Source organism: Clavibacter sp. GW821-FHT01D01 (assembly GCF_059422605.1).
In genome coordinates this window covers 129,013-151,931 of sequence record NZ_JBWKXC010000006.1, presented here as the reverse complement: position 1 = coordinate 151,931, position 22,919 = coordinate 129,013, and the positions used below count along the sequence as shown (strand labels likewise).

Genomic DNA, 22,919 nt, shown 5'->3' with positions numbered 1-22,919 from the left:
GCAGCGCGGCTAGGACGCGGGCGACGCGGCCTCGGAGGCATCCGCACCCGCGCCCGCGCCCGCGCGCAGGGCGTCGCCCACCGCCGCCAGCCGCTCCGGCCCGACGAGGCCCAGGTGGTACGCGTACGCGTCGTCGATGCCGGCGATCGCGCGGGGCCAGCCCGCCCGGATCCCCGCGGCCGTGGTCGGCGGCATCGCCCACATCCAGCCGCCCAGCCGGGTGCCGGGGAGCCGGGCGCGCAGGTCGCGGACGGCGTCCGGGTCGTGCACGACGGCGTCCGCGAGGATGACGCCGTCGACGAGGTCGACGTCGTCGAGGAGGGCCGCGAAGGGGCCCGTGGCCCACGGGTCGGGATCCGCGTGCACGACGACGCGCGCCACGCCCGCCGCCCGCGCCGCGCCGACGCACGCCTCGAGCAGGAGGCGGCGCGCCCGCGCGCGCACGGCGAGCACCGCCTCCAGGCCGTCGGTGGAGCCGTCCGCGTCGACGCGGGCCCGCACCTCGGCGCGGAGGGCGTCCGGATCGACCCCGTCCGCGGCGAGCGCCGCGACGCAGGCGGTGCAGAAGCAGATGGAGAGGAGCGCCTCCACGTCGCTCGACCAGTCGGCGCCCGACGTCTTCTCGTGGGCGCTGAGGTGCGCGAGGCCGAGCGGACCGCAGGCCTCCAGCATCACGCCGTCGAGCGGTGCCGCGGCGGCGACCTCGGCGACGAGGGTCGCGGCGTACTCGCGCACCTCGGGGTGCGACGGGCAGAGCGCGTGGACGTGCACGTGCCCCCACGCGTCGACCACGGACCGCCCGGGGTGGCGCTCGCCGATCCCGCACGCGTGGGTGAGCACGATCCAGGCCTCGACGCGGAGCCCCGCCTCCCGCGCGACGGCGGCGGCGCGCTCGAAGGCCCGCGGTCCGACCCAGGGCGCGTCGTCGCTCGGCCGGATCTCCCCCCACGCCTCCGGGCGCACGGGCACGTAGAGCGCGGCGTCGCGGGCGTCCACCACGCGGTGCCGCGGGTGCAGGGGCGTTGCGGCGCGGACGGAGTGGTAGGCCGCGGCGATCGCGACGGAGTCGGCACCGGCATCCCGCACGCGCGCGGTCGCCGCGGGATCGTCGATGAGGTCCCAGGGGTACACGCAGAACGCCCGGCTCATCGGACGCCCGCCGAGCGCAGCTCCTGGGCGAGCCGCTGCGCGTGCGTCCCGATGACGCCGGCGACCCGCGCGACCTCCGCGTCGTCGGCCCGGGCGACGGGCATGGAGCAGCTGATCGCGTCGGTCGCGGGGATCCGGTACCCCACGCTGACGCTCACGCAGCTGACGCCCGCGAGGTTCTCCTCGCGCTCGTGCGCGTAGCCGCGCTCGTGGAACCCGTCGAGCTGGGCGTCGAGCGCGGCGCGGTCCGTGACGGTGCGCGGGGTGAGGGCGGCCAGCGGGCCGTCGCCGAGCGCGTCGCGCCGCTCGGCGGGGCTGAGCTCCGCGAGCAGCGCCTTGCCGAGCGAGGTGGCGTGCGCGGGCAGCTGGCGGCCGACGCGCGAGGTGGCGCGGCGGGACTCGGTGGTCTCGCGCGTGGCCAGGTAGAGCACCTGGTCGCCCTCGCGGCGGGCGTAGTGGGCGGTGTAGCCGGTGTCGTCGCGGATGCGCTCGAGCGCCCGCACGGCGTGCGGGAGCGCCCGGTCACGGTCGAGGTACGCGGTGCCGACGACGAGGGCGCGGGATCCGATGGCGACGTGCGTGCCGTCCTGCAGCATCTCGATCCAGCCGCTGGCGGCCATGGTGTGCAGCAGCTGGTGGAGGCTGGAGCGCGGGTATCCGGACGCGCGGTGCAGATCGACGACGGAGACGGGCTCGTCCGACGCCGCCAGCCGCTCGAGGAGGGCCAGGGTGCGCTCCGCCGACTTGACGGGTCGGGCGCCGCCCTCGGCCGCGGCCGTCGCCGCCGCGGGTGACGATGCCGGTGCCGGCTCCCCGGCGACGCGGGTCACCACGGCTCCCCCAGCGGATGCGCCGCCGACGCGAACTCGCCGCCGATGAGGCCGTTCGCGTCGGGATCGACGCCGTCCACGTCCCGCGGCACGACGTCCGCCGCGTGCGCCTCGGCGTCGTCCTGCGGGTGGTAGCCGATGGCGTGCCCGGCGTCGTGCGCGAACCAGGCGCGGGTGTTGCGGGAGACGCCCCACACGATGCGCGCGCCGGGCTCGTCGAGCACGGCGACCGCCTCGACGAGCCGCGCGAGGTCGGGGAAGGAGAGCCAGGTGGAGAGCATGCGCGAGGTGGTGGGCCGCGCGAGGGCCGTCCCGATGCGGACGCTCACGACGGCGAGCCCGTGGCGGTCGGCGTACACGGAGCCGAGCGCCTCCATGGCGGCCTTGCTCGCGCCGTACAGGCCGTCGGGCCGCGGTTCGAGCCGATCGACGGGCTGCGCCGGCACGGGGTGGAAGCCGACGGCGTGCGTGCTGCTCGCCAGCAGGACCCGCCGCACGCCCGTGTCGCGGGCGGCCTCGAGCACGCTGCGGGTGCCCTCGACGTTCGCCTCCGCCAGCGCGGGCCACGACCGCTCCCGGCTGAGGCCGCCGAGGTGCACGACGAGGTCCGCCCCGTCGACGGCCGCGCGGACGGCGGCCGTGTCGGTGACGGAGGCCGTGATCGCCGTCTCGCCCGCGACCGCCTCCGGGTCGACCAGGTCGATGAGGGTCAGCCGGTGGCCGGCGGCGCGCAGGAGCGGACGCACCCCGCGGGCGACGAGGCCGGCGGCCCCGGTGATGACGATGCTGCGCGCGTCGGCCACGCCGGCGTCCCCTTCCCGGCCCGTCCGCGTTGACGACGTGCCCGATGCCGCCTACGTTAGCAGGCACGTTCACGCTGATGGAAGGCATGCGCATATGCGAATGAAGGCGGCTCGATGATCATCCGCGACCTCGTCGTCACGCCCATCGCGTTCCGCGACCCTCCCCTGCTGAACGCCGACGGCGTGCACGAGCCCCTGGCGCTGCGCACCATCGTCGAGCTCGTCGTCGACGGCGGCGTCATCGGCCTCGGCGAGGGCCAGGGCGGTGCCGCTGCGGCCGATGCCGTCGCCTCCGTCCGGGACGCCGTCATCGGGCTCAGCGTGTTCGACCTCCACGGCATCGAGGCGGCGGTCGGCGGGGCCCTCGGGGGCGACGACGGCCCGCTCGACCGCCGCGCCCGCCGCGTCGTCTACTCGATGATCGACGTCGCCGCGCACGACGCCCAGGGCCGCATCACGGGTTTGCCGGTCAGCGAGCTGCTGGGCGGCCGGGTCCGCGACGCCGTCCCGTACAGCGCGTACCTCTTCTACAAGTGGGCGGCGCACCCCGGTCAGGAGCCCGACGACTTCGGCGCGGCGCTCGATCCCGCGGGCATCGTCGCGCAGGCCCGCCTCCTCATCGGCCGGTACGGGTTCGGCTCCATCAAGCTGAAGGCGGGCGTGCTCCCGCCCGACGAGGAGATCGCCGCGATCCGCGCCCTCGCCGAGGCGTTCCCCGACCACCCGCTGCGCATCGACCCCAACGGCGCGTGGACGCACGAGACGGCCCTCCGCGTCGCGCGCGAGCTGGACGGCGTGCTCGAGTACCTGGAGGACCCGGTGCTCGGGATCGACGGGATGGCCGCCGTGGCCGCCGAGGTGTCCCAGCCGCTCGCCACGAACATGTGCGTCGTGACCTTCGAGCAGATCGCGGAGGGCTTCGCGAAGGACGCCGTGCAGATCGTGCTCTCCGACCACCACTACTGGGGCGGGCTCGCGCACACCCGCGAGCTGGCGGCGATCTGCGCCACCTGGGGAGTGGGCCTGTCCATGCACTCGAACTCGCACCTCGGGATCTCCCTCGCCGCGATGACGCACGTCGCCGCCGCGAGCCCCGAGCTCGGCTACGCCTGCGACACCCACTACCCGTGGAACCGCGACGACGACGTCATCGTCCCCGGCGTCCTCGAGATCGTGGACGGCGCCGTCGCCGTGCCGACCGGCCCCGGCCTCGGCGTCGAGCTCGACCGCGAGGCTCTCGCCCGGCAGCACCGCGTGTACCGGGAGTCCGGCCGCACCGTGCGCGACGACACCGGCTACATGCGCAGCATCCATCCCGCCTACGACCCCACGCTCCCGAGGTTCTGATGACCATCACCGACACCACCGCCGCCCCCGCCACCGCCGCGTCCGGCGGGCTCGCCCCGCTCGAGGGCGTGCTCTTCTTCCCCGTGACCCCGTTCGACGCCCACGACCGCGTCGACGAGGACCTGCTCGCCGCGCACGTGGCCGACGGGCTCGGCCAGGGCGCCGGCGCCGCCTTCGTCGCGTGCGGCACGGGCGAGTTCCACGCGCTCGACATCGAGGAGTACGCGCAGGCCGTGCGCGTCGGGGTCGCGGCCGCCGCGGGGCGTCACGTCGTCGTCGCGGGAGTCGGCGGGCCGCTCGGGCATGCCCGCCGGTGCGCCCGCATCGCCGCCGAGCTGGGCGCGGACGGGATCCTCGTGATGCCGCCCTACCTCGTGCAGGGCCCCCAGGCCGGCGTCGCCGCCTACGTGGAGGCCATCGCCGCCGCATCGCCGCTGCCGCTCATCGCGTACCACCGGGGCACCGCGCAGTTCAGCGAGTCGACGGTGGAGCGGCTCCTCGCCCTGCCCACCCTCGCCGGCATCAAGGACGGGGCCGGCGACATCGCCCTCATGCAGCGCTTCGTGCTGGCCGCGCGCCGGGCCGGACGGGAGGACGTGCAGTTCTTCAACGGCCTGCTGACGGCCGAGGCGAGCCAGGCGGCCTACCGCGCCATCGGCGTGCCGCTGTACTCGTCCGCCGTCTTCGCGATGGCGCCGCGGATCGCGAAGGCGTTCTTCGCCGCCTACGAGGCCGACGACCGGGAGGCGCAGCGCCGGCTCCTCGACGGGTTCTACACGCCGCTCGTGCGCCTGCGCGACCAGACGCCGGGCTTCGCCGTGTCGCTCATCAAGGCGGGCCTGCGGCTCCGGGGGATGCCGGTCGGGTCCGTCCGGGCGCCGCTCGTGGATCCGAGCCCGCACCAGCTCGCGGAGCTCGAGCGGATCCTCGCGCACGGCGACGAGGTGGTCTCGTGAGCGGCGCGGACACCACGGCGGAGGCCGTCCAGGAGATCGTGGCGCGCGCCGCCGCGGCCGCCCCCGCCGCCGCCCGGGCCACCGAGGCGGAGCGCGCCGGCTGGCTCCGCGCGATCGCCGACGACCTCGACGCCGCGCGCGACGCGCTCGTGCCGCTCGCCGCCCGCGAGACCGGCCTCGCCGTGCCGCGCCTCACGGGCGAGGTCGCCCGCACCACCGGCCAGCTGCGGCTGTTCGCCGACGCGATCGAGGAGGGCAGCCACCTGGAGGTGGTCGTCGACCACGCCGACCCGGCGAGCGCTCCCCCGCGTCCGGACCTCCGGCGCATGCTGATCCCGCTCGGCCCCGTCGCCGTGTACGCGGCCTCGAACTTCCCGTTCGCGTTCTCCGTCGCCGGCGGCGACACGGCGTCGGCGCTCGCCGTCGGCTGCCCCGTCGTCGTGAAGGCGCACCCCGGGCACGCGGAGACCTCCCGGGCCACCGCCGCGATCGTCGCCGGCGCGCTCCGGCGGGCCGGGGCTCCCGACGGCGCGTTCGCGCTCGTCGAGGGCTTCGACGCCGGGCTCGCGCTCGTCGACGCGGCGCCCGTGCGCGCGGCCGCCTTCACGGGCTCGCTCGGCGGCGGACGCGCGCTCGCCGACCGCGCCGCCGCGCGCGAGGAGCCGATCCCGTTCTTCGGCGAGCTCGGCAGCCTCAACCCGGTCGTCGTCACCCCCCGGGCCGATGCCGCCCGCGGGGCCGAGCTCGCCGCGGGCCTCGCCGCGTCGTTCACGCTCGGAGCGGGCCAGTTCTGCACCAAGCCCGGACTCGTGCTCGTCCCCGCGGGCTCGGCGCTCGAACGGGAGCTGCCCGGGCAGGTGCCGGGCGGCACGGCGGACATGCTCACCGGATCCATCGCGAAGGGCTTCGTCACGGGCGCCCGACGGCTCGCGGGGATCCCGGGGGTCGAGCAGCTGATCGCGCCGACGGTCGCGGGCGCCGCCGCGCTGCTCGCGGTCGACGCGTCCGACTTCGCCACGTCGGCCGAGGAGCTCACCGCGGAGGTGTTCGGCCCCGCGACCCTGCTGGTGCGGTACCGGAACGCCGAGGAGCGCGACCTCGCGGTCGCCGCGCTCCCGGGATCGCTCACGGCGACCCTGCACGCCGAGCCGGAGGACGAGGTCGACGGGCTCGTCGACCTCCTCGCCGCACGCGCGGGTCGCCTGCTCTTCGCGGGCTGGCCCACGGGCGTCGCCGTCGCCTGGGCCCAGCACCACGGCGGGCCGTGGCCCGCGACGACGTCCCAGCACACGTCGGTGGGCGTGACGGCGATGCGGCGGTTCCAGCGGCCCATCGCCTACCAGGACGCGCCGGAGGCGATCCTGCCGGCCCCGCTGCGGGACGGCTGGTCGGGCCCCCGCCGCGTGGACGGCCGGCTGCGCGCCTGAGCGGGACGGGGCCGTGCCGCCGCGCGGCCCTGCCACGCGGGCCGGGCCGGAGGCGCGCGCAGCAGGCGGGCCGGGCGCGCGCCGGGAGCCCCGGGAGGAGGTGCGCCCGACCCCGGTGACGGGGCCGGGCCGCCGGCGAGCTGTTACCCGCAGCTCGAGCCGACATGTGTCGCGCTCCACCCGAAGGAGCGGCGCACAGGTCGAAGGTAGCGCGCAGGCCACGCGCCGTGAACCGGCGGCACTACTCATCTTCCCCGCCGCGATGCCAGTAGTGGATGCGCACCACCGGGATCCGGCATCGACCTCGGCGGTGACGTCGTCGCGGACGAGGACGGGCGGAGGCGCCGCGGCGGCCAGCGGCCCCGCACCGTGGTCGAGTCGACCGCCACGCCGTAGCCTGGTGCCGATCGAGGAGGATCACCACCATGGAGCACACCCGTCTCGGCACCACCGGCCTGGAGGTGAGCCGCCTCGCCCTCGGCTGCATGACCTACGGCGACCCCGCCCGCGGCATGCACTCCTGGACCATGGACGAGGAGGCGTCGGCGCCCTTCTTCCGCCAGGCGGTCGAGCTCGGAATCACGTTCTGGGACACCGCGAACGTCTACCAGCAGGGCACCAGCGAGGAGTACGTCGGCCGCGCCATCCGCCGCTTCACCCGGCGCGAGGACATCGTCCTCGCCACCAAGGTCTCGGGGAGGATGCACGGCGGGCCCGGCGGATCCGGCCTGTCCCGGGCCGCGATCCTCGAACAGGTCGACGCGTCCCTCCGCCGGCTCGGCACCGACCACATCGACGTCTACCACCTGCACCGCTTCGACCCGGAGACCCCGGTCGAGGAGACGATGCAGGCGCTCGACGACGTGGTCCGCGCGGGCAAGGTCCGGTACCTCGGCGCGTCGTCCATGCACGCATGGCAGTTCGCGAAGCTCCAGCGCGCCGCGGCCGTCCACGGCTGGACGGGCTTCGCGGCGATGCAGGACCAGTACAACCTCATCAAGCGCGAGGAGGAGCGCGAGATGATCCCCCTGTGCGCCGACACCGGCGTCGGCCTCACCCCCTACTCCCCCAACGGCAAGGGCCGGCTGACCCGGCCGCGCGGCACCACCACCGCCCGCGCGGAGACGGACGCCGTCGCGCGGGCGTTCGACGCCGACGCGGACGGCCCGGTCATCGACGCGGTCGAGCGGGTCGCCGCCGAGCGCGACGTGCCCATGGCCCGCGTCGCCCTCGCCTGGGTGCTGCGGAACCCGACGGTCGCCGCCCCGGTGATCGGGGCCACCAAGCCCCACCACCTCACCGACGCCGTCGCCGCGCTCGACCTGGAGCTCACCGACGACGAGGTCGCCCGTCTCGAGAGCCCCTACGTGACCCAGCCGCCCTTCTGGTGGTGACGGCGCCGCGACGGGTCGGCACACGACCGGGTGCGGTCAGAGGTCGCCGGCGAGGGAGGCGAGCACCTCGCCGACCGGACGCTCGTCGGCCCGCCGCCATCCGGTGCCCGCCCACAGGTGCACCGCGCTCGGGTCGCCGAGCGCGGCGGCCGCGGTGCGGATCGGCGCGGTGAGGTGATGGAGGGCCGGGTACGCGGCCGGGGCCTCCGCGTCGTGCTCCTCGATGAAGCGGTTGACGAGCGCCCGCGCGAGGCGCCCCGTGAAGGCCCGCGTCAGCACCGTGCGATCGAACGCCGGATCGGCCAGCGCGTCCCGGTGGACGCGTGACGCTCCGCTCTCCGGGCTGCGCAGCAGCAGGGTGCCGACCGCGACCGCCGACGCGCCCGCTCGGAGGGCGGCCCGGGCTCCCGCCGACGACGCGATGCCGCCCGCGCCGATGAGGGGCAGCCGGGACGATCGGCGGACCTGCGCCACGAGGTCCGGGAGGGGCAGCGCGGACGGCGCCCCTCGCGGGTCGATGACCCCGGAATGCCCTCCCGCGGCGGCGGACTGCACCACGAGCACGTCGACGCCGCGCTCCTCCGCCTCCCGCGCCTCCGCGGCGGACGTGACGGTCTGGACCGTGATCGTGCCGCGAGCCCGCAGGGCGCGGACCACGTCAGGGGGCGGGAACCCGAACGTGAAGCTGACGAGCGGCACGGGATCCGCGAGGAGGAGCCGGACCTCCTCCTCCCAGCGGTCGTCGTCCTCGTGCGGGTCGGGGAGCGGGAGCGCCCCCACCCGGTCGGCCGTCGGCTGCAGGGCCGCGCGGTACCGCGCGTACTCCTGCGCCGGAGCCGAGGAGGGGTGGGGGACGAACAGGTTCACGCCGAACACCGCCGTCCGCTCCCGCACCGCCTCGATCTGCGTCGTCAGCGCGTCGGGCGCGAGGTACCCGGCGGCCAGCTGGCCGAGGTGCCCGGCCGTCGCGGCCGCGACCACGAGCGCGGGGGTCGAGGCCCCGCCCGCCATCGGCGCGGCGAGGACCGGGACGCGATCCTCCAGGAACCCGGGCAGGGGCACGGTCATGGCCTCCTCCATCCGACGTGGCACAGGGACAGCATCGCCGGGATCGGCCGCCTCCGCGAGCGCGGGTCCCGCGGCACGTCCGTACACTCGCACGATGACCTCCCTCCTCGACGAGCCCGCCTGGCACCACGCGACCACGAGGTCCGAGCGCGCCATCGGACGCCCGGAGGTGCAGCGGTGGCTCGACGCGTACGTGGCCGCGTGGCAGTCGTACGAGCCGGACGACATCGCCGCGCTGTGGTCCGCGGGCGCCGTGTGGCACTACCCGTTCGGGATCCGCGCGACCGGCCGCGACGCGATCGTCGCGGAGTGGATGGCCGAGCGCGACGCGTTCGTCGGGGAGCGGTTCGACGCGCGGTACCACCCGGTGGTCGTCGACGGCGACACGGCCGTCACGCACGGGCGCACCGTCTTCCTCGCGGACGAGGGCGACGAGGTCGTGACGGCGTACGACAACATCTGGTTCCTCCGATTCGACGCCGACGGGCGGTGCTCCGAGTTCCACGAGTGGTACGCGGGCCGACCGGAGGACGAGCCGGATCGGGCGATCCCGCAGCGCTGAGCCGAGTGCCCTAGCGGCTGCCGGCGAGACGAGCCGAGATCGCGCCATGCGGGCGGGGTCCTGCGGCATCCCCGGTCCGCGTGTGCGTCTCGACGACCTCGAAGCCCGCCGCGACCAGCTCGTCGGCGAGCAGGTCCGCCGGCCACCGGTAGGCGGCGACCACCGCATGGTCGAACGCCTCGAGACGGGCGCCGACGAAGAAGCCCACGAGGAGCCGGCCGTCCGGACGGAGGACGCGGGCGATCTCGTCGAGGGCCCGTCGGATGGTCGACGGCTCGTGGTGGACCAGGGAGTACCAGGCCAGGACTCCCCCGTAGGCGCCGTCCGCGTCGGGCAGGGCGTCGATGCTGCCCGTCGCGAAGGGCACCGCCGGGTAGGCGGCGCGCGCGTGGTCGACGAAGGCGGCCACCTGGTCGATGCCCCGGACGTCGCTCCCCCGCCGGGCGAGGTGGTCCGTCCAGTGCCCGGGACCGCAGCCGGCGTCGAGCACGGGACCGGTGACGTCCGCCGCCCACGTCGTCACGAGCTCGACGTCGGAGGGATGCACCGCCGCCATCGACCCCAGCAGCTCCGCGTACTCCGCGGCCCGGGCCGCGTACGAGCCGGCCACGTCGGCTGACCGGCGAGGTGCCGGGGAGGCGTCGTCCAGGCCGAAGTGCCGCAGGATGCGCCGGGCCACCTCCGCCGGGGTGCTGTCGTCCGCGTCGATGACCGCCTCGTCGAGATCCGCCCGCGCCTGCCGGTCCGCGAGCTCCGCGTGCCGTTCCCGGTGCCACGCCAGGTCCGCCGCACGGTCCGGGTCGTAGCGTCGCCGCAGCCGCGCCTCGAGGGTCCGGGGCGCGGCCACGAGGCGGACCGACCGGATCGGCATCCCGACGGCGCGCGCGTAGCGGGCGGCGTCGGATGCGCTCGCGATGACGCCGCTGAGGACCAGCTGCCGCGGGCCGACCGAGCGGTAGGCCGCCCAGACGGCGGCGATGGCCCGCGCCTCGACGAGGGTGTTGTCCGGGTCGTCGTCGGCGACCGGCCACGACCGGTGGAACCAGTCGACGTCCATGAGGCTGAAGGGGCGCCCGCGGGCGGCGAGGAGGTTCCCGACGTGGTCGAGCACGGACGTCTTGCCGACGCCGTACGAGCCGTTCAGGAAGATCGCGTACTCCGGGTGCTCGGCCACCCTCCGACCCTAGGCCGCGACGCGCAGCCGGTCGCTGTCGCGGCGTCCGGGCGTCGCGGCGACGGGCGTCAGCCGGGGAGCGCCCCCGCCAGCTGGGCGCGGAGCGCATCCGGGTCGGTGACGGGGAGGCGGCAGACGAACGCGGCGCAGAGGTACGCGGTGGGGCCGCCGGCGGCCGTCCGGTCGGCGAGCAGGTCGAAGCCGGCCTCCGCCCACGCGCGCGCGCCGGAGTCCGTCACGACGAGCGCCACGTCCGGCGGGCGGATGCGGCCGCGCGCGACCGCGGCCATCTGGTCGGCGCCGGCGCCGGCGGCGGCATGGGCCGCGTCGGGGGCATCGGCCGCGTGGGCCGCGTCGGCCGCATCGGGCAGCACCACGACGAGCTGGCGCGCGGCCCGATCGACGGCCACCGCCTGCTCGAGCGCGCCGCCGAACGCGATCGGCCGCGTCGCACCGGCCGCCGCGACGGTCGCGAGCGCGGCGCGCGCCGCGGCGTCGTAGCGGGGATCCGCGGTCAGCTGCCCCAGCACGCGCGCGGCCGAGGCGGCCGCGGTGAGCCCGGAGGGGTACGCGCCCTCGGACGGATCCGACGCGAGGTCGAGTCCGAAGCCGGCGAGCACCGGATCCGCGCCCGTCGGCACCCGGAACCCGGCGGCGCTCCCGTCGCCGCCCGCGTCCGCGGCCGCCGCGATCAGCGCGTCCACGAGGTCCCGCGCCCGCGCGGCGTACGCCGGGTCTCCCGTCGCGAGGGCCAGGGCGAGCAGCCCGTCCGCGAGCATGCCGTGGTCCTCGAGGGTCGCGACCGCGGGCGACACGCGCCCGTCGATGGACGCCCGCACGAGTGACCCGTCCTCCCGCACGTGCTGGTCGAGGAGCATGTCGGCGGCCGCGCGGGCGGCCTCGATCCACGCGGGGCGGCCGAACGCGCGGCCCGCCCTGGCGAGCGCGCCGATCGCGAGACCGTTCCACCCCGTGAGCACCTTGCCGTCGACCGCGGGCGGCTCCTCGGCGGCGCGGCCCGCGGCGTCGAGAGCGTAGTAGCCGCCCTCGACGCGGCGTCCGGCGACCGTGCTCTCCGAGTCCTGCGCGGACGCGAACCCGCCCGACGCGCGCCGCAGGGTCCCCGTGAGGAACGCGACGATCCCCGCCGCGACCTCCTCGTCGCCGGCGCGCGCGTACGCGTCGAGGAGGAGCGCGTTGTCGTAGAGCATCCGCTCGTAGTGCGGCTCCGACCAGTCGCGGCGCGTGGAGTAGCGGAAGAAGCCGCCCTCGACCGGATCGCGCAGGTCGGAGCGGGCCATCGCGTCGAGGGTGCGGCGGACGAGCGCGGCCGTCGCCTCGGCGCGGTCGTCCGCGAGCGCGCCGGAGGTCGCGAGCGTGTCGAGGAGCAGCACGACGGGGGCGACCGGGAACTTGGGCGCGGTCCCGAACCCGCCGTGCTCCGCGTCCTCGAAGCCCGCGAGCTCGGCGGCGACGCGGTCGAGGGCCGCCGCGTCCGGCAGGGGCGAGGCGGCGGATCCCCGCGCGGACGCCTCGCGGATCGCCGCGCTCAGCTGCCCGGCGCCCTGCTCCACCTGGTCGCGCCGCGTCGTCCACGCCTCGGCGACCGCGTCCAGCACCTGCCGGAACGACGGGTGGCCGGCGCGCGGCTCGGGCGGCGAGTACGTGCCCGCGTGGAAGGTGCGCCCCTCGGGCGTCGTGAACGCGTTGAGCGGCCAGCCCAGCTGGTCGGTGAAGGCGCCCGCGGCGGTGATGAGCGCGGCGTCGACCTCCGGGTGCTCCTCGCGGTCCACCTTGATCGCGACGAAGCCCGCGTTCAGCCGCTCCGCGAGCGCCGGGTCGGAGAACGTCTCGCGCGCCATGACGTGGCACCAGTGGCAGGTCGAGTAGCCGACGGAGACGAGCACGGGCACGTCGCGCCGGGCGGCCTCGGCGAACGCCTCGGGGCCCCAGGGCCGCCAGTCGACCGGGTTGTCGGCGTGGCTCAGGAGGTACGGGCTGACGGCGTCGGCGAGGCGGTTGGTCATGCGTCCACGCTACGCGCGGGCCTCCGGGCGGCGGCCGGTCAGATCCAATCGCGCTTCCGGAAGATGGCGAACAGCACGCCGCTCACGCCCAGCATGAGCAGGAGCGAGACCGGGTAGCCCCAGTCCCAGTGCAGCTCCGGCATGAGGTCGAAGTTCATGCCGTAGACGCTCGAGACGAGCGTGGGCGCGAAGAGGATGGCCGCCCAGCCGGAGATCTTGCGGGTCTCCACGCTCTGCCGGTTGCTCGACTCGGACAGCTCCCGCATCTCCTCGTTCTGGCGCTGCCCGACGAGCGTGCTGTTCACCGTGAGGATGTCGCGCAGCAGCACCCGGAACTCCTCGACGCGCTCGTTGACGACGATGACGTGGTCGGCGACGTCCCGGAGCGCCTGCTGCAGGTCCTCGCTCACGCGGTACTTGCCCGATCCCGCCTGGAGCTGCTGCAGCATCCCGGTGAGCGGGCGCACGGCCCGCTGGAAGTCGATGACCTCGCGCGACAGCTCGTAGATGCGGCGGGACACGGCCGGATCCCCGTCGAAGACCTGGTCCTCGATCTCGTCGATGTCGTTGGCGAGGCCCGTGACCACGGGCGCGTACCCGTCGACGACGGCGTCGAGGATCGCGTAGAGCACCGACTCGGGCCCGTCCGCCAGGAGCTCCGGCCGCTCCTGCATGCGCGTGCGCACGGCGGAGAGGTCGGGCGACTCGGCGTGCCGGACGGTGATGACGAAGTTCCGGCCGAGGAAGACGTGCAGCTCGCCGAACTCCACCTCCTCGCGGTCGTCCACGTAGCGCGCGGCGCGCAGCACCGTGAAGAGGGTGGAGCTGTAGCGCTCGGTCTTCGGGCGCTGGTGCGCCTGCACCGCGTCCTCGACGGCCAGCTCGTGCAGGTCGAACTCCTCGGCGAGCGCCTGCAGCTCCTCGACGGTCGGGCGGTAGAGTCCGATCCACGCCATCGCCTCGGGACGCTCGTCGAGCTCGCGGAAGGTGTCGGCGAGCGTGGCGGGGCTCGCCACGCGGCACCCGTCGACGTAGACCCCGTTGTCGACGAGGCTCGGGCGGCGCGGGCCGTCCTCGGGCTCGCGGCGCTCGGGATCCCGCTCGGCCCGCGCCCGCGACGCACCGCCGCCCGCGAGGCCGCCGAGGGGCGCGACGCCTCGGGAGACCACGGACTTGAGGCGCGTGCGGATGCGGTGCGGGGACATGGGCCACACCGTACCGGGCGGAGGTGTCGCGTTCCCGGGGCTAGCGCGACGCCGCCACGGCGCCCGCGCCCTCCTCCGCGCCCACGAGCACGTCGGCCATGCCCTCCTCGCGCCACGCGCGCAGCAGGCGGTGGAACGCGACCGGACCGGGGCTGTAGGAGGCGCCGCCGATGGAGCGCGTGCCCTCGCCGTTGTAGTACCCGGGCGTGCAGGCCTCCTGGAACGCGCGGGGGTCGGCGGCCGTCTCCCGGATGGTGCGCACCCACGCGTCCTCCGCCTCCACGGAGGGCTCGATGCGGCGCGCGCCGACCTCGCGGCCCCGGGCGATCATCGCGGCGATGTGCTCCGCCTGCTCCAGCAGGACGTGCACGAAGTTGACCGAGTTGGCGTTCTGGATGCCGCTCAGGTGGAACAGGTTCGGGAAGCCGTGCGACGAGAGGCCGTGCAGCGTGCGCGGTCCCTGGGCCCAGGCCTCGAGGAGCGTGCGGCCGCCCCGCCCGACGACGGGCAGCGTGCCGGAGAGGACGCCCGAGATCCCGACCTCGAAGCCGGTCGCGAAGATGACGCAGTCGACCTCATGGGCCGTGTCGCCGACCACGACCGCGGTCTCGGTCATGCGCGTGATGCCGCCCGTGTCGGCCGTGTCCACGAGCCGCACGTTCGGCCGGTTGAACGTGGGGAGGTACGTGTCGCTGAAGCCCGGGCGCTTGCACATGTAGCGGTACCAGGGCTTCAGCGCCGCGGCCGTCGCCGCGTCCTCCACGACCTCGTCGACCCGGGCCCGGATGCGGTCCATGGTGTCGAGGTCGGCGAGCTCGTCGCGCAGCTCGCGCTCCGCGGGCGGCACGCTCGTGTCGACGGCGCCGGAGAGGATCTGGCGCTGCAGCGCGACGGTCCTCGTCCAGCCGTCCTGCACGAGGCCCCTCGCCGTCGGCTCGCCGGCGAGCACGGCGAGGAAGTCGTCCATCCGCTCGCGCTGCCAGCCGGGGCGGAGCGACGCGACCCACGCGGGATCGGTCGGCCGGTTGTCCCGCACGTCGACCGTGGAGGGCGTGCGCTGGAAGACGATGAGCTCGCGCGCGTCCGCGCCGACGTGCGGGATGACCTGCAGGCCCGTGGCGCCGGTGCCGACGACCGCGACGCGCTTGTCGGCGAGCCCGGTGAGCCCGCCGTCGGGGGTGCCGCCGGTGTAGCCGTAGTCCCAGCGGCTGGTGTGGAACGTGTGGCCGCGGAAGTCCTCCATCCCGGGGATCCCGGGCAGCTTCGGCTGGGTGAGGGTGCCCGAGGAGGTGACCACGAACCGGGACCGGAAGCGGTCGCCGCGGTCGGTGTCGACGATCCACTCCTCGGCCCCCTCGTCCCAGGCGAGTCCGGTGGCCCGGGTCTGCAGGAGCGCGTCGCGGTACAGGTCGAAGCGCCGGGCGATCGCGATGGCGTGCTGCCGGATCTCCTCGCCGGGGGCGTACCGCTCGCGGGGCATCCCGCCGACCTCCTCGAGCAGGGGCAGGTACACGGAGGCCTCGATGTCGCAGCGGACGCCCGGGTAGCGGTTCCAGTACCAGGTGCCGCCCACGTCGCCCGCCTCGTCCATGAGGCGCAGCGACTCCACGCCCGCCTCGCGCAGGCGCGCGGCGGTGAGCAGGCCGCCGAAGCCGGCGCCGATCACGAGCGCCTCGACCCGGTCGGTCACGGGCTCCCGCTCCGCGCGCGGCGTGTACGGGTCCTTCGCGTAGTAGCCGTACTCGCCCCGGGCGCCCCGGTACTGCGTCGCGCCGTCGGGGCGGATGCGGCGGTCGCGCTCGTGGCGGTACCGGGCGCGCGCGGCCTCGAGGCGCCGTGCGTCGGCGGCGGGGATGGTGTCGGTCATGGCGTCTCGCTCTCGTCGGGTGGGCCGGCGCGGGACGGCGACCCGGGTGGGGCGACGGCGGCGGACCGCGGGCGCCGACACGACTGCGGATCGGTTCACGTGCTGGGTCAGAAGGTTAGCCCGGAGCTAAGCATCTGCGCTGGGGATCGGCTGGGACCTACGGTGGGGCCATGGATCCCCGCGCCGACGCCCTCGCCGGCATCGAGGCCCTGACCATCGCCATCACGGTCCGCTCCATCCCCCGCGTGCTCGCGCCGCTGCTCACCACCGACCTGACCATCCCGCAGCTGAAGTCCCTCACCGTGATCGTGACGACCGAGGAGGGCGCGACCGGCGCGTCCCTCGCCCAGTCCTTCGGGGTGTCGATGGCGTCGACCTCGAGGCTCGTCGACCGCCTGGCGGCGTCGGGCCTGGTGACCCGCGCGCCGGATCCGGTCGATCAGCGGGTGCGCCGGATCCACGCCACCGACCTCGGCCGCGCGGTCGTCCGCGAGCTCATGGCCGCCCGCCCCGAGCTGGGCGAGGACGTGCTCGCGCGCCTGACGCTCGCAGAGCTGCAGGCGCTGCGCACCGGCCTCGGCGCCATCGCCCGGGAGCTGCGCGGCGACCGCGGCGCCCCCCGACCGGACGCGAGCGTCCGCCCCTAGGACACCGCGTCCGGGTGGCTGCCGACGCGTCCGGCCGCCTCGAGGGCGGTGATCCCGTCCATCTCGTCGTCCGTGAGCGCGAAGTCGAAGACGTCGGCGTTCTCCACGAGCCGCGCGCGGCGCGTGGTCTTGGGGAACACGATCGTGCCCCGCTGCACGTGCCAGCGCAGCACGACCTGCGCGTCCGTCCGCCCGTGCGCACGGGCGGCGTCCCGCACGACGGGCGCGTCGGCGACGGCCCCGCGCGCCAGCGGGCTCCACGCCTGCACCGCGATGCCGTGCTCCGCGAGGTAGCCCGTCGTCGCGCGCTGCTGGTGCCGCGGGTGCAGCTCGATCTGGTCGACGGCCGGCAGCGGGAGGCCCGCCGCGGCGAGCGCCTCGAGGTGCGGCACGAGGAAGTTGGACACGCCGATGGAGCGGGTCAGCCCCGCGTCGCGCGCGGCGGCGAGCGCCTCCCAGGTCTCCACGTAGAGGCCGCGCTCGGCGGCCGGCCAGTGGATGAGGTGGAGGTCCACCGCGGCGAGGCCCAGCCGGTCGAGGCTCCGGCGGATCGCGTCGCGCGCGCGCTCCCGCCCGTGGTCGTCGTTCCAGACCTTGGTGGTCACGAACAGCTCGTCGCGGGCGATGCCGGAGGCGCGGATCGCCCGCCCGACGCCCTCCTCGTTGCCGTACATCGCGGCCGTGTCGATGTGCCGGTACCCGACCTCGAGCGCCTCCGACACGACCCGCTCGGCGTCGTCCGCCGGGACCTTGTAGGTGCCCACGCCGAACTGCGGGATGGGGACGCCGTCGCCCATCGGCACCGACGGGATCGGCGTGCGGAGGACGGCGGCGCCCGGAGCGCCGTGCCCGTCGCTCACGCGCCGAACCGGTCGACGAGCGCCCGCTTGAGGACCTTCCCGCTCGGCCCGAGCGGCAGCGCCTCGACCACCTCGACCCGGCGCGGGTACTTGTACGACGCGATGCGCTCCCGCACGTAGGCGACGACCTCCTCGGCGTCCACCGCGACGTCCGCCTGCGCCACGACCGCGGCGACGATCTCCTGACCGTGCTCCGCGTGGGGCACCCCGAACACCGCGCACTGCGCCACGGCGGGATGGCGGGCGAGGACCTCCTCGACCTCGCGCGGGTACACGTTGTAGCCGTTGCGCAGGATCATGTCCTTCGTCCGGTCGACGACGCGGATGTACCCGTCGTCGTCGATGGTCCCGAGGTCGCCCGTGCGGAACCACCCGTCCACGACCGCGCGCGCCGTGTCCTCCGGGCGGTTCAGGTAGCCGTTCATGAGGTTGTGGCCGCGGATGACGATCTCGCCCAGGGTGCCGCGCTCGAGGAGCTCCACGCGGTCCTCGTGCTCGGGGTCGGCGATCTCGACCTGCACGCCCCAGATCGGCTTCCCGACCGTGCCCGGCCGCGCGGTCACGCCCACGTGGTTGAACGACGCGACGGGCGAGGTCTCCGTGAGGCCGTAGCCCTCGTGGATCTCGGCCTGGAACTGCTCGCGGAACGCGTCGATGACGGCGACGGGGATGGCGGCGCCGCCCGAGATGGCGTACCGGAGCGACGGGCGGGCGGGGTTCCGGCCGGCGGCGGCGAGGAGCGCGAAGTACATCGTCGGCACGCCCATGAACACCTGCGTGTCGTGCTCGACCATGAGCGCGAGCGCGGTGTCGCCGTCGAAGCGCGGCACCATCACGATGGTGGCGCCCGTGCGGAACGACGCGTTCATGGTGCAGGTCTGCCCGAACGTGTGGAACAGCGGCAGGCAGCCGAGGATCCGGTCCCCCGTGCGGAGGTCGAACGTGTCGAGCAGCAGCACGTCGACCTGCATGACGAGCGCCAGGTGGCAGCCCTCGGCGCCCTTCGGCTGGCCCGTGGTGCCCGAGGTGTAGAGGATCGTCGCGGTGTCGGACGGACGGCGCGGCACGTAGGTGCGGATGGGCGTCGCGGCCTGCGCGAGCTCCTCGAGCCGGTCGGGTCCGCCCTCGGTCGACGCCGGCACGAGCACGCTGATGACGGGCACCCCGGCGAGCGCCGCGCCCTTCCCGCCCTGCTCGAGCAGGGGTCCGGCGCACACGAGGAGGGCGGATCCGGAGTCACGCAGCACGTAGGCGATCTCCTCCGCCTTCAGCAGCGCGTGCACGGGCACCACCACGCCGCCGAGCGCGAGGACCGCGTAGTAGACCCTCGGGAAGTCGGCCACGTTCGGGATGAGCATGGCCACGCGCGTGCCCTCCCCCACGCCCCGCTCGGCGAGCGCCCCGGCGTAGGCGCGCGTCTCGTCCCACAGCTCGCGGTAGGTGGTCGACACGTCGCCGACGACGACGGCGACCCGGTCGGCGTGCCGTTCGGCGGACTCGGCGAGGATCGCGGCGACGGACACGGAGGCGAACCCGGTGTCCGCGTCACCGCGGTCGTGCTCGGGGAGGAGGGGCGTGTCGGAGGTCATGGCGGATCCCGTCGGTCGTCGTCGACTCGGGCGGCACAGCCCCCCGCGCGCCGAGCGGATCGGCGCCTTCCCCCGACGATAGCCACCGCGACCGGCCCGCCGGGGTCCCGACGGCCCGCGGATAGGATGGGACCAGCATGGAATTCAGCATCGCGTACCCGCCGGAGCTCCCCGTCAGCCGGATGCGGGACGAGATCGCCGAGGCGATCCGCGACAACCAGGTGGTCATCGTCGCGGGCGCCACGGGCTCCGGCAAGACCACCCAGCTGCCGAAGATCTGCCTCGAGCTCGGCCGGGAGAGCATCGGCCACACGCAGCCCCGGCGCCTGGCCGCGCGCACCATCTCGGAGCGCATCGCGGAGGAGCTCGGCGGCGAGGTCGGCCAGCTCGTGGGCTACCAGGTGCGCTTCACCGACAAGGTCTCCGCCGACACCCGGATCAAGCTCATGACGGACGGCATCCTCCTCAACGAGCTGCAGCGCGACCGGCTGCTCCGGAAGTACGACACGATCATCATCGACGAGGCGCACGAGCGCAGCCTCAACATCGACTTCCTGCTCGGCTACCTCAAGCAGCTGCTCCCCCGCCGTCCGGACCTCAAGCTCATCATCACGTCGGCGACCATCGACCCGCAGAGCTTCTCGCGGCACTTCGGCGACGCGCCGATCGTCGAGGTCTCGGGGCGCACGTACCCGGTGGAGATCCGCTACCGCCCGCTGGTCGCGGAGGCGGCGGTCGCGGGCGAGGACGACGACCTCGCCGACGCGCCGATGGAGCGCCCGGCCGACGACCGCGACTACCTGGAGGGCATCAACGCGGCCCTCGACGAGCTCGCCGGCGAGTCCTCCGGCGACGTGCTCGTGTTCCTCAGCGGGGAGAACGAGATCCGCGACGCCGAGGACGCGATCCGCAGCCGGAACCTGCCGCACACCGAGGTGCTGCCGCTCTACGGGCGGCTCTCCTCCGCCGACCAGCACCGCGTCTTCCAGCCGTCGACGCAGGCGGGCGTGCGCCGCCGCATCGTGCTCGCGACCAACGTCGCCGAGACGAGCCTCACCGTGCCCGGCATCAAGTACGTGATCGACGCCGGCACCGCGCGCATCTCCCGCTACAGCGTGCGGTCGAAGGTGCAGCGCCTGCCCATCGAGGCCGTGTCGCAGGCGTCCGCGAACCAGCGCTCGGGCCGCTCGGGTCGCACGAGCGACGGCATCGCGATCCGCCTCTACTCGGAGGAGGACTTCCTCCGCCGGCCCGAGTTCACCGAGCCCGAGATCCTCCGCACGAACCTCGCGGCGGTGATCCTGCAGATGGTGTCGCTCGGCCTCGGCGACATCGCCGCGTTCCCGTTCCTCCAGCCGCCGGACTCGCGCGGCATCAAGGACGGCGTCGACCTCCTCACGGAGCTGGGCGCGGTCGTCCGCTCCCCCGACGGCACCCCCGCGCTCACGAAGGTGGGCCGCGACCTGTCGCGCCTGCCCATCGACCCGCGGTTCGCGCGCATGGTCGTCGAGTCGCGCAAGCACGGCGTCAGCCGCGAGGTCATGATCATCGTGGCCGGCCTCACCATCCAGGACGTCCGCGAGCGGCCCCTGGAGAAGCGCCCGCAGGCCGACCAGCAGCACGCGCGGTTCGTCGACCCGACCAGCGACTTCATCACGCTCCTCAACCTCTGGAACCACCTCGAGGCCAAGGAGGACGAGCTCTCCTCGAGCGCGTTCCGGCGCATGTGCAAGGCCGAGTTCCTCAACTACGTGCGGGTCCGCGAGTGGAAGGACGTGTTCCGGCAGCTCCGCCAGCTCGCCCGGCCCCTCGACCTCGCCATGAACGAGCCGAAGGCGGATCCCGACGGGATCCACAAGTCCCTCCTCGCGGGCCTCCTCTCCCACATCGGGCTGAAGGACGCGCAGAAGAAGGACTACGTGGGCGCCCGGCAGTCGCGGTTCGTCGTGTTCCCCGGATCCGCGCTCGCCAAGAAGCAGCCCGACGCGATCATGAGCACTGAGCTCGTGGAGACCAGCCGCCTGTTCGCGCGCACCAACGCCGCCATCGACCCGGCGTGGGCCGAGCCCATCGCGGCCGGCCTCGTGAAGCGCACGCACTCCGAGCCGCACTGGGAGAAGAAGCAGGGCGCGACCGTCGCCTGGGAGCGCGTGACGCTCTACGGCGTGCCGATCGTCCTCAAGCGCCGCGTGCAGTTCTCCCGCATCGACCCGGCGTACGCGCGGGAGCTCTTCATCCGGCACGCGCTCGTCGAGGGCGACTGGGAGTCGCAGCAGGCGTTCGACCGCGCCAACCGGAGGCTCCGCGAGGAGCTCGCCGAGGTGGAGGAGCGCACCCGCCGCCGCGACATCCTCAACGACGACGAGGCCGTCTTCGAGTTCTACGACAAGCGGATCCCCCGCGACGTCGCCTCCACGCGCGCCTTCGAGGGCTGGTGGAGGAAGCAGCGCCAGGAGACGCCCGACCTCCTCACCATGACCGCCGAGGAGCTCCTCGCCGAGGACGCGGTGGACGTCGACGAGGCCGCGTTCCCGCCGACCTGGCAGCAGGGCGACCAGCGCCTGTCCCTCACCTACCGCTTCGAGCCGGGCGCGCCCGACGACGGCGTGACCGTGCAGGTCCCGCTCGCGCTCCTCGCGCGCCTGAGCCCCGCCGGCTTCGACTGGCAGGTCCCGGGCATGCGGCGCGACCTCGTGACCGCTATGATCAAGGCGCTCCCCAAGGCGCTGCGGAAGAACGTCGTGCCCGCCGCCGACTGGGCCGACCGGCTCCTCGAGGGGCTGCCGGAGCCCGATCCGCAGCACCCGGTCGCCTTCACCACCACCATCGCGTCCCTCATCATGCGGAAGGCGCACGTCCGCGTCGCCGACGACGACTTCGACCTCGACCGCATCCCCGCCCACCTCCGCATGGCCTTCCGCGTGGTCGACGAGCGCGGCCGCGAGGTGGCCGCGGGCCGCGACCTCACCGAGCTGCAGGCGCGCCTGTCCAGCCGCGCCCGCGACAGCGTGGCCCGCGCGACCGCGCGACCCGTCGAGCGGGTGGCGGGCGCGAAGGGCCCCGCGCGCGGCATGGAGCGCACCGGCCTCACCACATGGGACCTCGACGAGCTGCCGCGCTTCGTCGACACGGCGCAGGGCGGCACGGGCGACAGCCGGCACGTCATCCGCGCCTACCCCGCGCTCGTCGACGAGGGCGCCACCGTCGCGATCCGCCTCATGGCAACCGCGGAGGACCAGGCCCGCGCGATGCCGGGCGGCGTGCGGCGCCTCCTCGTCCTCGCCATCGCGAACCCCAGCGCCTACGTGAAGCAGCACCTCACGAGCCAGGAGAAGCTGATGCTCGCGACGAGCCCCTACGCGAACGTGCAGGCGCTGTTCGACGACTGCCTGCTGGCCTGCATCGACCAGGTCCTCGAGCGCGTCGCGCCCGGCGGCGCGATCTACTCGAAGGAGCTGTTCGAGACGGCCCGCGACCGCGTCTCCGGGGTCGTCATGGACTCGATGTTCGACACGGTGGCGCTCGTGAACCGGATCCTCACGGGGTACCGGGACGCCGAGCGCGCCATCAAGCAGGCGACGAGCATGCAGCTCATCGGCGCGCTCACCGACGCGCGCGAGCAGCTCGCGGGCCTCGTGCACCCGGGCTTCGTCTCGGCGACCGGGCTCGCCCGGCTGCAGCGCCTGCCCGCCTACCTGTCGGGTCTCACGCACCGCGTCCAGCGCCTCCCCGACCAGCCCGCCCGCGACCGCGCCTGGATGACCGAGGTGCAGAAGGCCACCGACCTCTACCGCGAGGCCGGCGGCGTCATCCCGTCGGCGCCGCACGCGCCCGAGTCGCTCGTGCACGCCCGGTGGATGCTGGAGGAGCTGCGCCTCAGCCTCTTCGCGCAGCACCTGCCGACGGCGGAGCCGGTGTCGCTGCAGCGGATCCGCAAGGTGCTCGCGAGCTGACCCGCCGGTCCGCATTTCCTCGGACGCGTAGGATCGACCCATCCCGCACGACCGGACGCAC

17 protein-coding genes are annotated in these 22,919 nt (G+C 75.0%); 7 read left to right on the top strand and 10 right to left on the bottom strand.

Features of this window, described 5'->3' with window-relative positions; translation table 11 throughout:
- Window positions 1–9: 9 nt before the first annotated feature.
- From AC07VC_RS10070 to AC07VC_RS10060, 3 genes are read right to left on the bottom strand one after another with little or no spacing between them, the layout of a single operon-like run.
- Window positions 10–1,149 (bottom strand): hypothetical protein, encoded by a 1,140-nt coding sequence (locus AC07VC_RS10070; RefSeq protein ID WP_494676453.1) that lies wholly within the window; start codon window positions 1,147–1,149, stop codon window positions 10–12.
- The gene (locus tag AC07VC_RS10065; RefSeq protein ID WP_494676454.1) at window positions 1,146–1,979 is read right to left on the bottom strand and encodes an IclR family transcriptional regulator; all 834 of its coding nucleotides are present in this window, start codon (window positions 1,977–1,979) and stop codon (window positions 1,146–1,148) included. Before AC07VC_RS10065 ends, AC07VC_RS10070 begins: the two co-directional genes overlap by 4 nt.
- Entirely contained in the window at window positions 1,976–2,782 is an 807-nt protein-coding gene (locus AC07VC_RS10060; protein WP_494676455.1) for an NAD-dependent epimerase/dehydratase family protein, read from the bottom strand. Before AC07VC_RS10060 ends, AC07VC_RS10065 begins: the two co-directional genes overlap by 4 nt.
- Window positions 2,783–2,896: 114 nt before the next feature.
- Between AC07VC_RS10060 and AC07VC_RS10055 the strand changes: the two genes are divergently transcribed.
- The 4 genes from AC07VC_RS10055 (at window position 2,897) to AC07VC_RS10040 (ending at window position 7,906) form a co-directional block, all read left to right on the top strand.
- Entirely contained in the window at window positions 2,897–4,129 is a 1,233-nt protein-coding gene (locus AC07VC_RS10055; protein WP_494676456.1) for an enolase C-terminal domain-like protein, read from the top strand.
- Window positions 4,129–5,085 carry a 5-dehydro-4-deoxyglucarate dehydratase gene (locus AC07VC_RS10050; RefSeq protein WP_494676457.1) on the top strand — a complete coding sequence of 319 codons (957 nt, stop codon included), beginning with the start codon at window positions 4,129–4,131 and terminating at the stop codon, window positions 5,083–5,085. The genes AC07VC_RS10055 and AC07VC_RS10050 overlap by 1 nt, the downstream gene beginning before the upstream one ends.
- The gene (locus AC07VC_RS10045) at window positions 5,082–6,512 is read left to right on the top strand and encodes an aldehyde dehydrogenase family protein (protein ID WP_494676458.1); all 1,431 of its coding nucleotides are present in this window, start codon (window positions 5,082–5,084) and stop codon (window positions 6,510–6,512) included. Before AC07VC_RS10050 ends, AC07VC_RS10045 begins: the two co-directional genes overlap by 4 nt.
- Before the next feature lie 425 nt (window positions 6,513–6,937).
- On the top strand, window positions 6,938–7,906 hold the full coding sequence (locus AC07VC_RS10040) for an aldo/keto reductase (RefSeq protein ID WP_494676459.1): 969 nt from the start codon (window positions 6,938–6,940) through the stop codon (window positions 7,904–7,906).
- 36 nt (window positions 7,907–7,942) lie between these two features.
- Here the strand turns inward: AC07VC_RS10040 and AC07VC_RS10035 are convergent, their stop codons facing one another.
- Complete coding sequence (locus tag AC07VC_RS10035; protein WP_494676460.1) at window positions 7,943–8,974, bottom strand: nitronate monooxygenase; 1,032 nt, start codon at window positions 8,972–8,974, stop codon at window positions 7,943–7,945.
- A 94-nt stretch (window positions 8,975–9,068) separates the two neighbouring features.
- Here AC07VC_RS10035 and AC07VC_RS10030 point away from each other — a divergent pair, with 94 nt between their 5' ends.
- Window positions 9,069–9,536, top strand: coding sequence for a YybH family protein (locus AC07VC_RS10030; protein WP_494676461.1), 468 nt, complete (start codon window positions 9,069–9,071; stop codon window positions 9,534–9,536).
- 10 nt (window positions 9,537–9,546) lie between these two features.
- On the opposite strand, the gene AC07VC_RS10025 is transcribed toward AC07VC_RS10030, so the two are convergent.
- From AC07VC_RS10025 to AC07VC_RS10010, 4 genes are all read right to left on the bottom strand, one after another.
- Window positions 9,547–10,710, bottom strand: a complete 1,164-nt coding sequence (locus AC07VC_RS10025) for a methyltransferase domain-containing protein (RefSeq protein WP_494676462.1) — start codon at window positions 10,708–10,710, stop codon at window positions 9,547–9,549.
- A gap of 68 nt (window positions 10,711–10,778) precedes the next feature.
- Window positions 10,779–12,737 (bottom strand): thioredoxin domain-containing protein, encoded by a 1,959-nt coding sequence (locus tag AC07VC_RS10020; protein ID WP_494676463.1) that lies wholly within the window; start codon window positions 12,735–12,737, stop codon window positions 10,779–10,781.
- A gap of 38 nt (window positions 12,738–12,775) precedes the next feature.
- Window positions 12,776–13,942 (bottom strand): magnesium and cobalt transport protein CorA, encoded by a 1,167-nt coding sequence (locus tag AC07VC_RS10015; protein WP_494676464.1) that lies wholly within the window; start codon window positions 13,940–13,942, stop codon window positions 12,776–12,778.
- Window positions 13,943–13,982: 40 nt separating this feature from the next.
- Window positions 13,983–15,809, bottom strand: coding sequence for a flavin-containing monooxygenase (locus AC07VC_RS10010; RefSeq protein ID WP_494676465.1), 1,827 nt, complete (start codon window positions 15,807–15,809; stop codon window positions 13,983–13,985).
- Window positions 15,810–15,979: 170 nt separating this feature from the next.
- Here AC07VC_RS10010 and AC07VC_RS10005 point away from each other — a divergent pair, with 170 nt between their 5' ends.
- Window positions 15,980–16,456: a MarR family winged helix-turn-helix transcriptional regulator gene (locus AC07VC_RS10005; protein WP_494676466.1), complete on the top strand. Its 477-nt coding sequence runs from the start codon at window positions 15,980–15,982 to the stop codon at window positions 16,454–16,456.
- Here AC07VC_RS10005 and AC07VC_RS10000 read toward each other — a convergent pair.
- Together AC07VC_RS10000 and AC07VC_RS09995 are read right to left on the bottom strand one after the other, a co-directional pair.
- The gene (locus AC07VC_RS10000; protein WP_494676587.1) at window positions 16,453–17,253 is read right to left on the bottom strand and encodes an aldo/keto reductase; all 801 of its coding nucleotides are present in this window, start codon (window positions 17,251–17,253) and stop codon (window positions 16,453–16,455) included. The genes AC07VC_RS10005 and AC07VC_RS10000 overlap by 4 nt on opposite strands.
- 59 nt (window positions 17,254–17,312) lie before the next feature.
- The gene (locus AC07VC_RS09995; RefSeq protein ID WP_494676467.1) at window positions 17,313–18,905 is read right to left on the bottom strand and encodes a long-chain-fatty-acid--CoA ligase; all 1,593 of its coding nucleotides are present in this window, start codon (window positions 18,903–18,905) and stop codon (window positions 17,313–17,315) included.
- A gap of 137 nt (window positions 18,906–19,042) precedes the next feature.
- Between AC07VC_RS09995 and hrpA the strand changes: the two genes are divergently transcribed.
- The gene (gene hrpA, locus AC07VC_RS09990) at window positions 19,043–22,858 is read left to right on the top strand and encodes an ATP-dependent RNA helicase HrpA (protein ID WP_494676468.1); all 3,816 of its coding nucleotides are present in this window, start codon (window positions 19,043–19,045) and stop codon (window positions 22,856–22,858) included.
- Window positions 22,859–22,919 lie beyond the last annotated feature (61 nt).

Excerpts from the sequence above, each read along its gene's own strand:
- hrpA (WP_494676468.1), top strand. The coding sequence starts at position 19,043 with ATGGAATTCAGCATCGCGTACCCGCCGGAGCTCCCCGTCAGCCGGATG.
- AC07VC_RS09995 (WP_494676467.1), bottom strand. The coding sequence starts at position 18,905 with ATGACCTCCGACACGCCCCTCCTCCCCGAGCACGACCGCGGTGACGCG.
- AC07VC_RS10000 (WP_494676587.1), bottom strand. The coding sequence starts at position 17,253 with ATGGGCGACGGCGTCCCCATCCCGCAGTTCGGCGTGGGCACCTACAAG.
- AC07VC_RS10010 (WP_494676465.1), bottom strand. The coding sequence starts at position 15,809 with ATGACCGACACCATCCCCGCCGCCGACGCACGGCGCCTCGAGGCCGCG.
- AC07VC_RS10015 (WP_494676464.1), bottom strand. The coding sequence starts at position 13,942 with ATGTCCCCGCACCGCATCCGCACGCGCCTCAAGTCCGTGGTCTCCCGA.
- AC07VC_RS10040 (WP_494676459.1), top strand. The coding sequence starts at position 6,938 with ATGGAGCACACCCGTCTCGGCACCACCGGCCTGGAGGTGAGCCGCCTC.
- AC07VC_RS10070 (WP_494676453.1), bottom strand. The coding sequence starts at position 1,149 with ATGAGCCGGGCGTTCTGCGTGTACCCCTGGGACCTCATCGACGATCCC.
- AC07VC_RS10055 (WP_494676456.1), top strand. The coding sequence starts at position 2,897 with ATGATCATCCGCGACCTCGTCGTCACGCCCATCGCGTTCCGCGACCCT.
- AC07VC_RS10030 (WP_494676461.1), top strand. The coding sequence starts at position 9,069 with ATGACCTCCCTCCTCGACGAGCCCGCCTGGCACCACGCGACCACGAGG.
- AC07VC_RS10005 (WP_494676466.1), top strand. The coding sequence starts at position 15,980 with ATGGATCCCCGCGCCGACGCCCTCGCCGGCATCGAGGCCCTGACCATC.
- AC07VC_RS10035 (WP_494676460.1), bottom strand. The coding sequence starts at position 8,974 with ATGACCGTGCCCCTGCCCGGGTTCCTGGAGGATCGCGTCCCGGTCCTC.
- AC07VC_RS10050 (WP_494676457.1), top strand. The coding sequence starts at position 4,129 with ATGACCATCACCGACACCACCGCCGCCCCCGCCACCGCCGCGTCCGGC.
- AC07VC_RS10020 (WP_494676463.1), bottom strand. The coding sequence starts at position 12,737 with ATGACCAACCGCCTCGCCGACGCCGTCAGCCCGTACCTCCTGAGCCAC.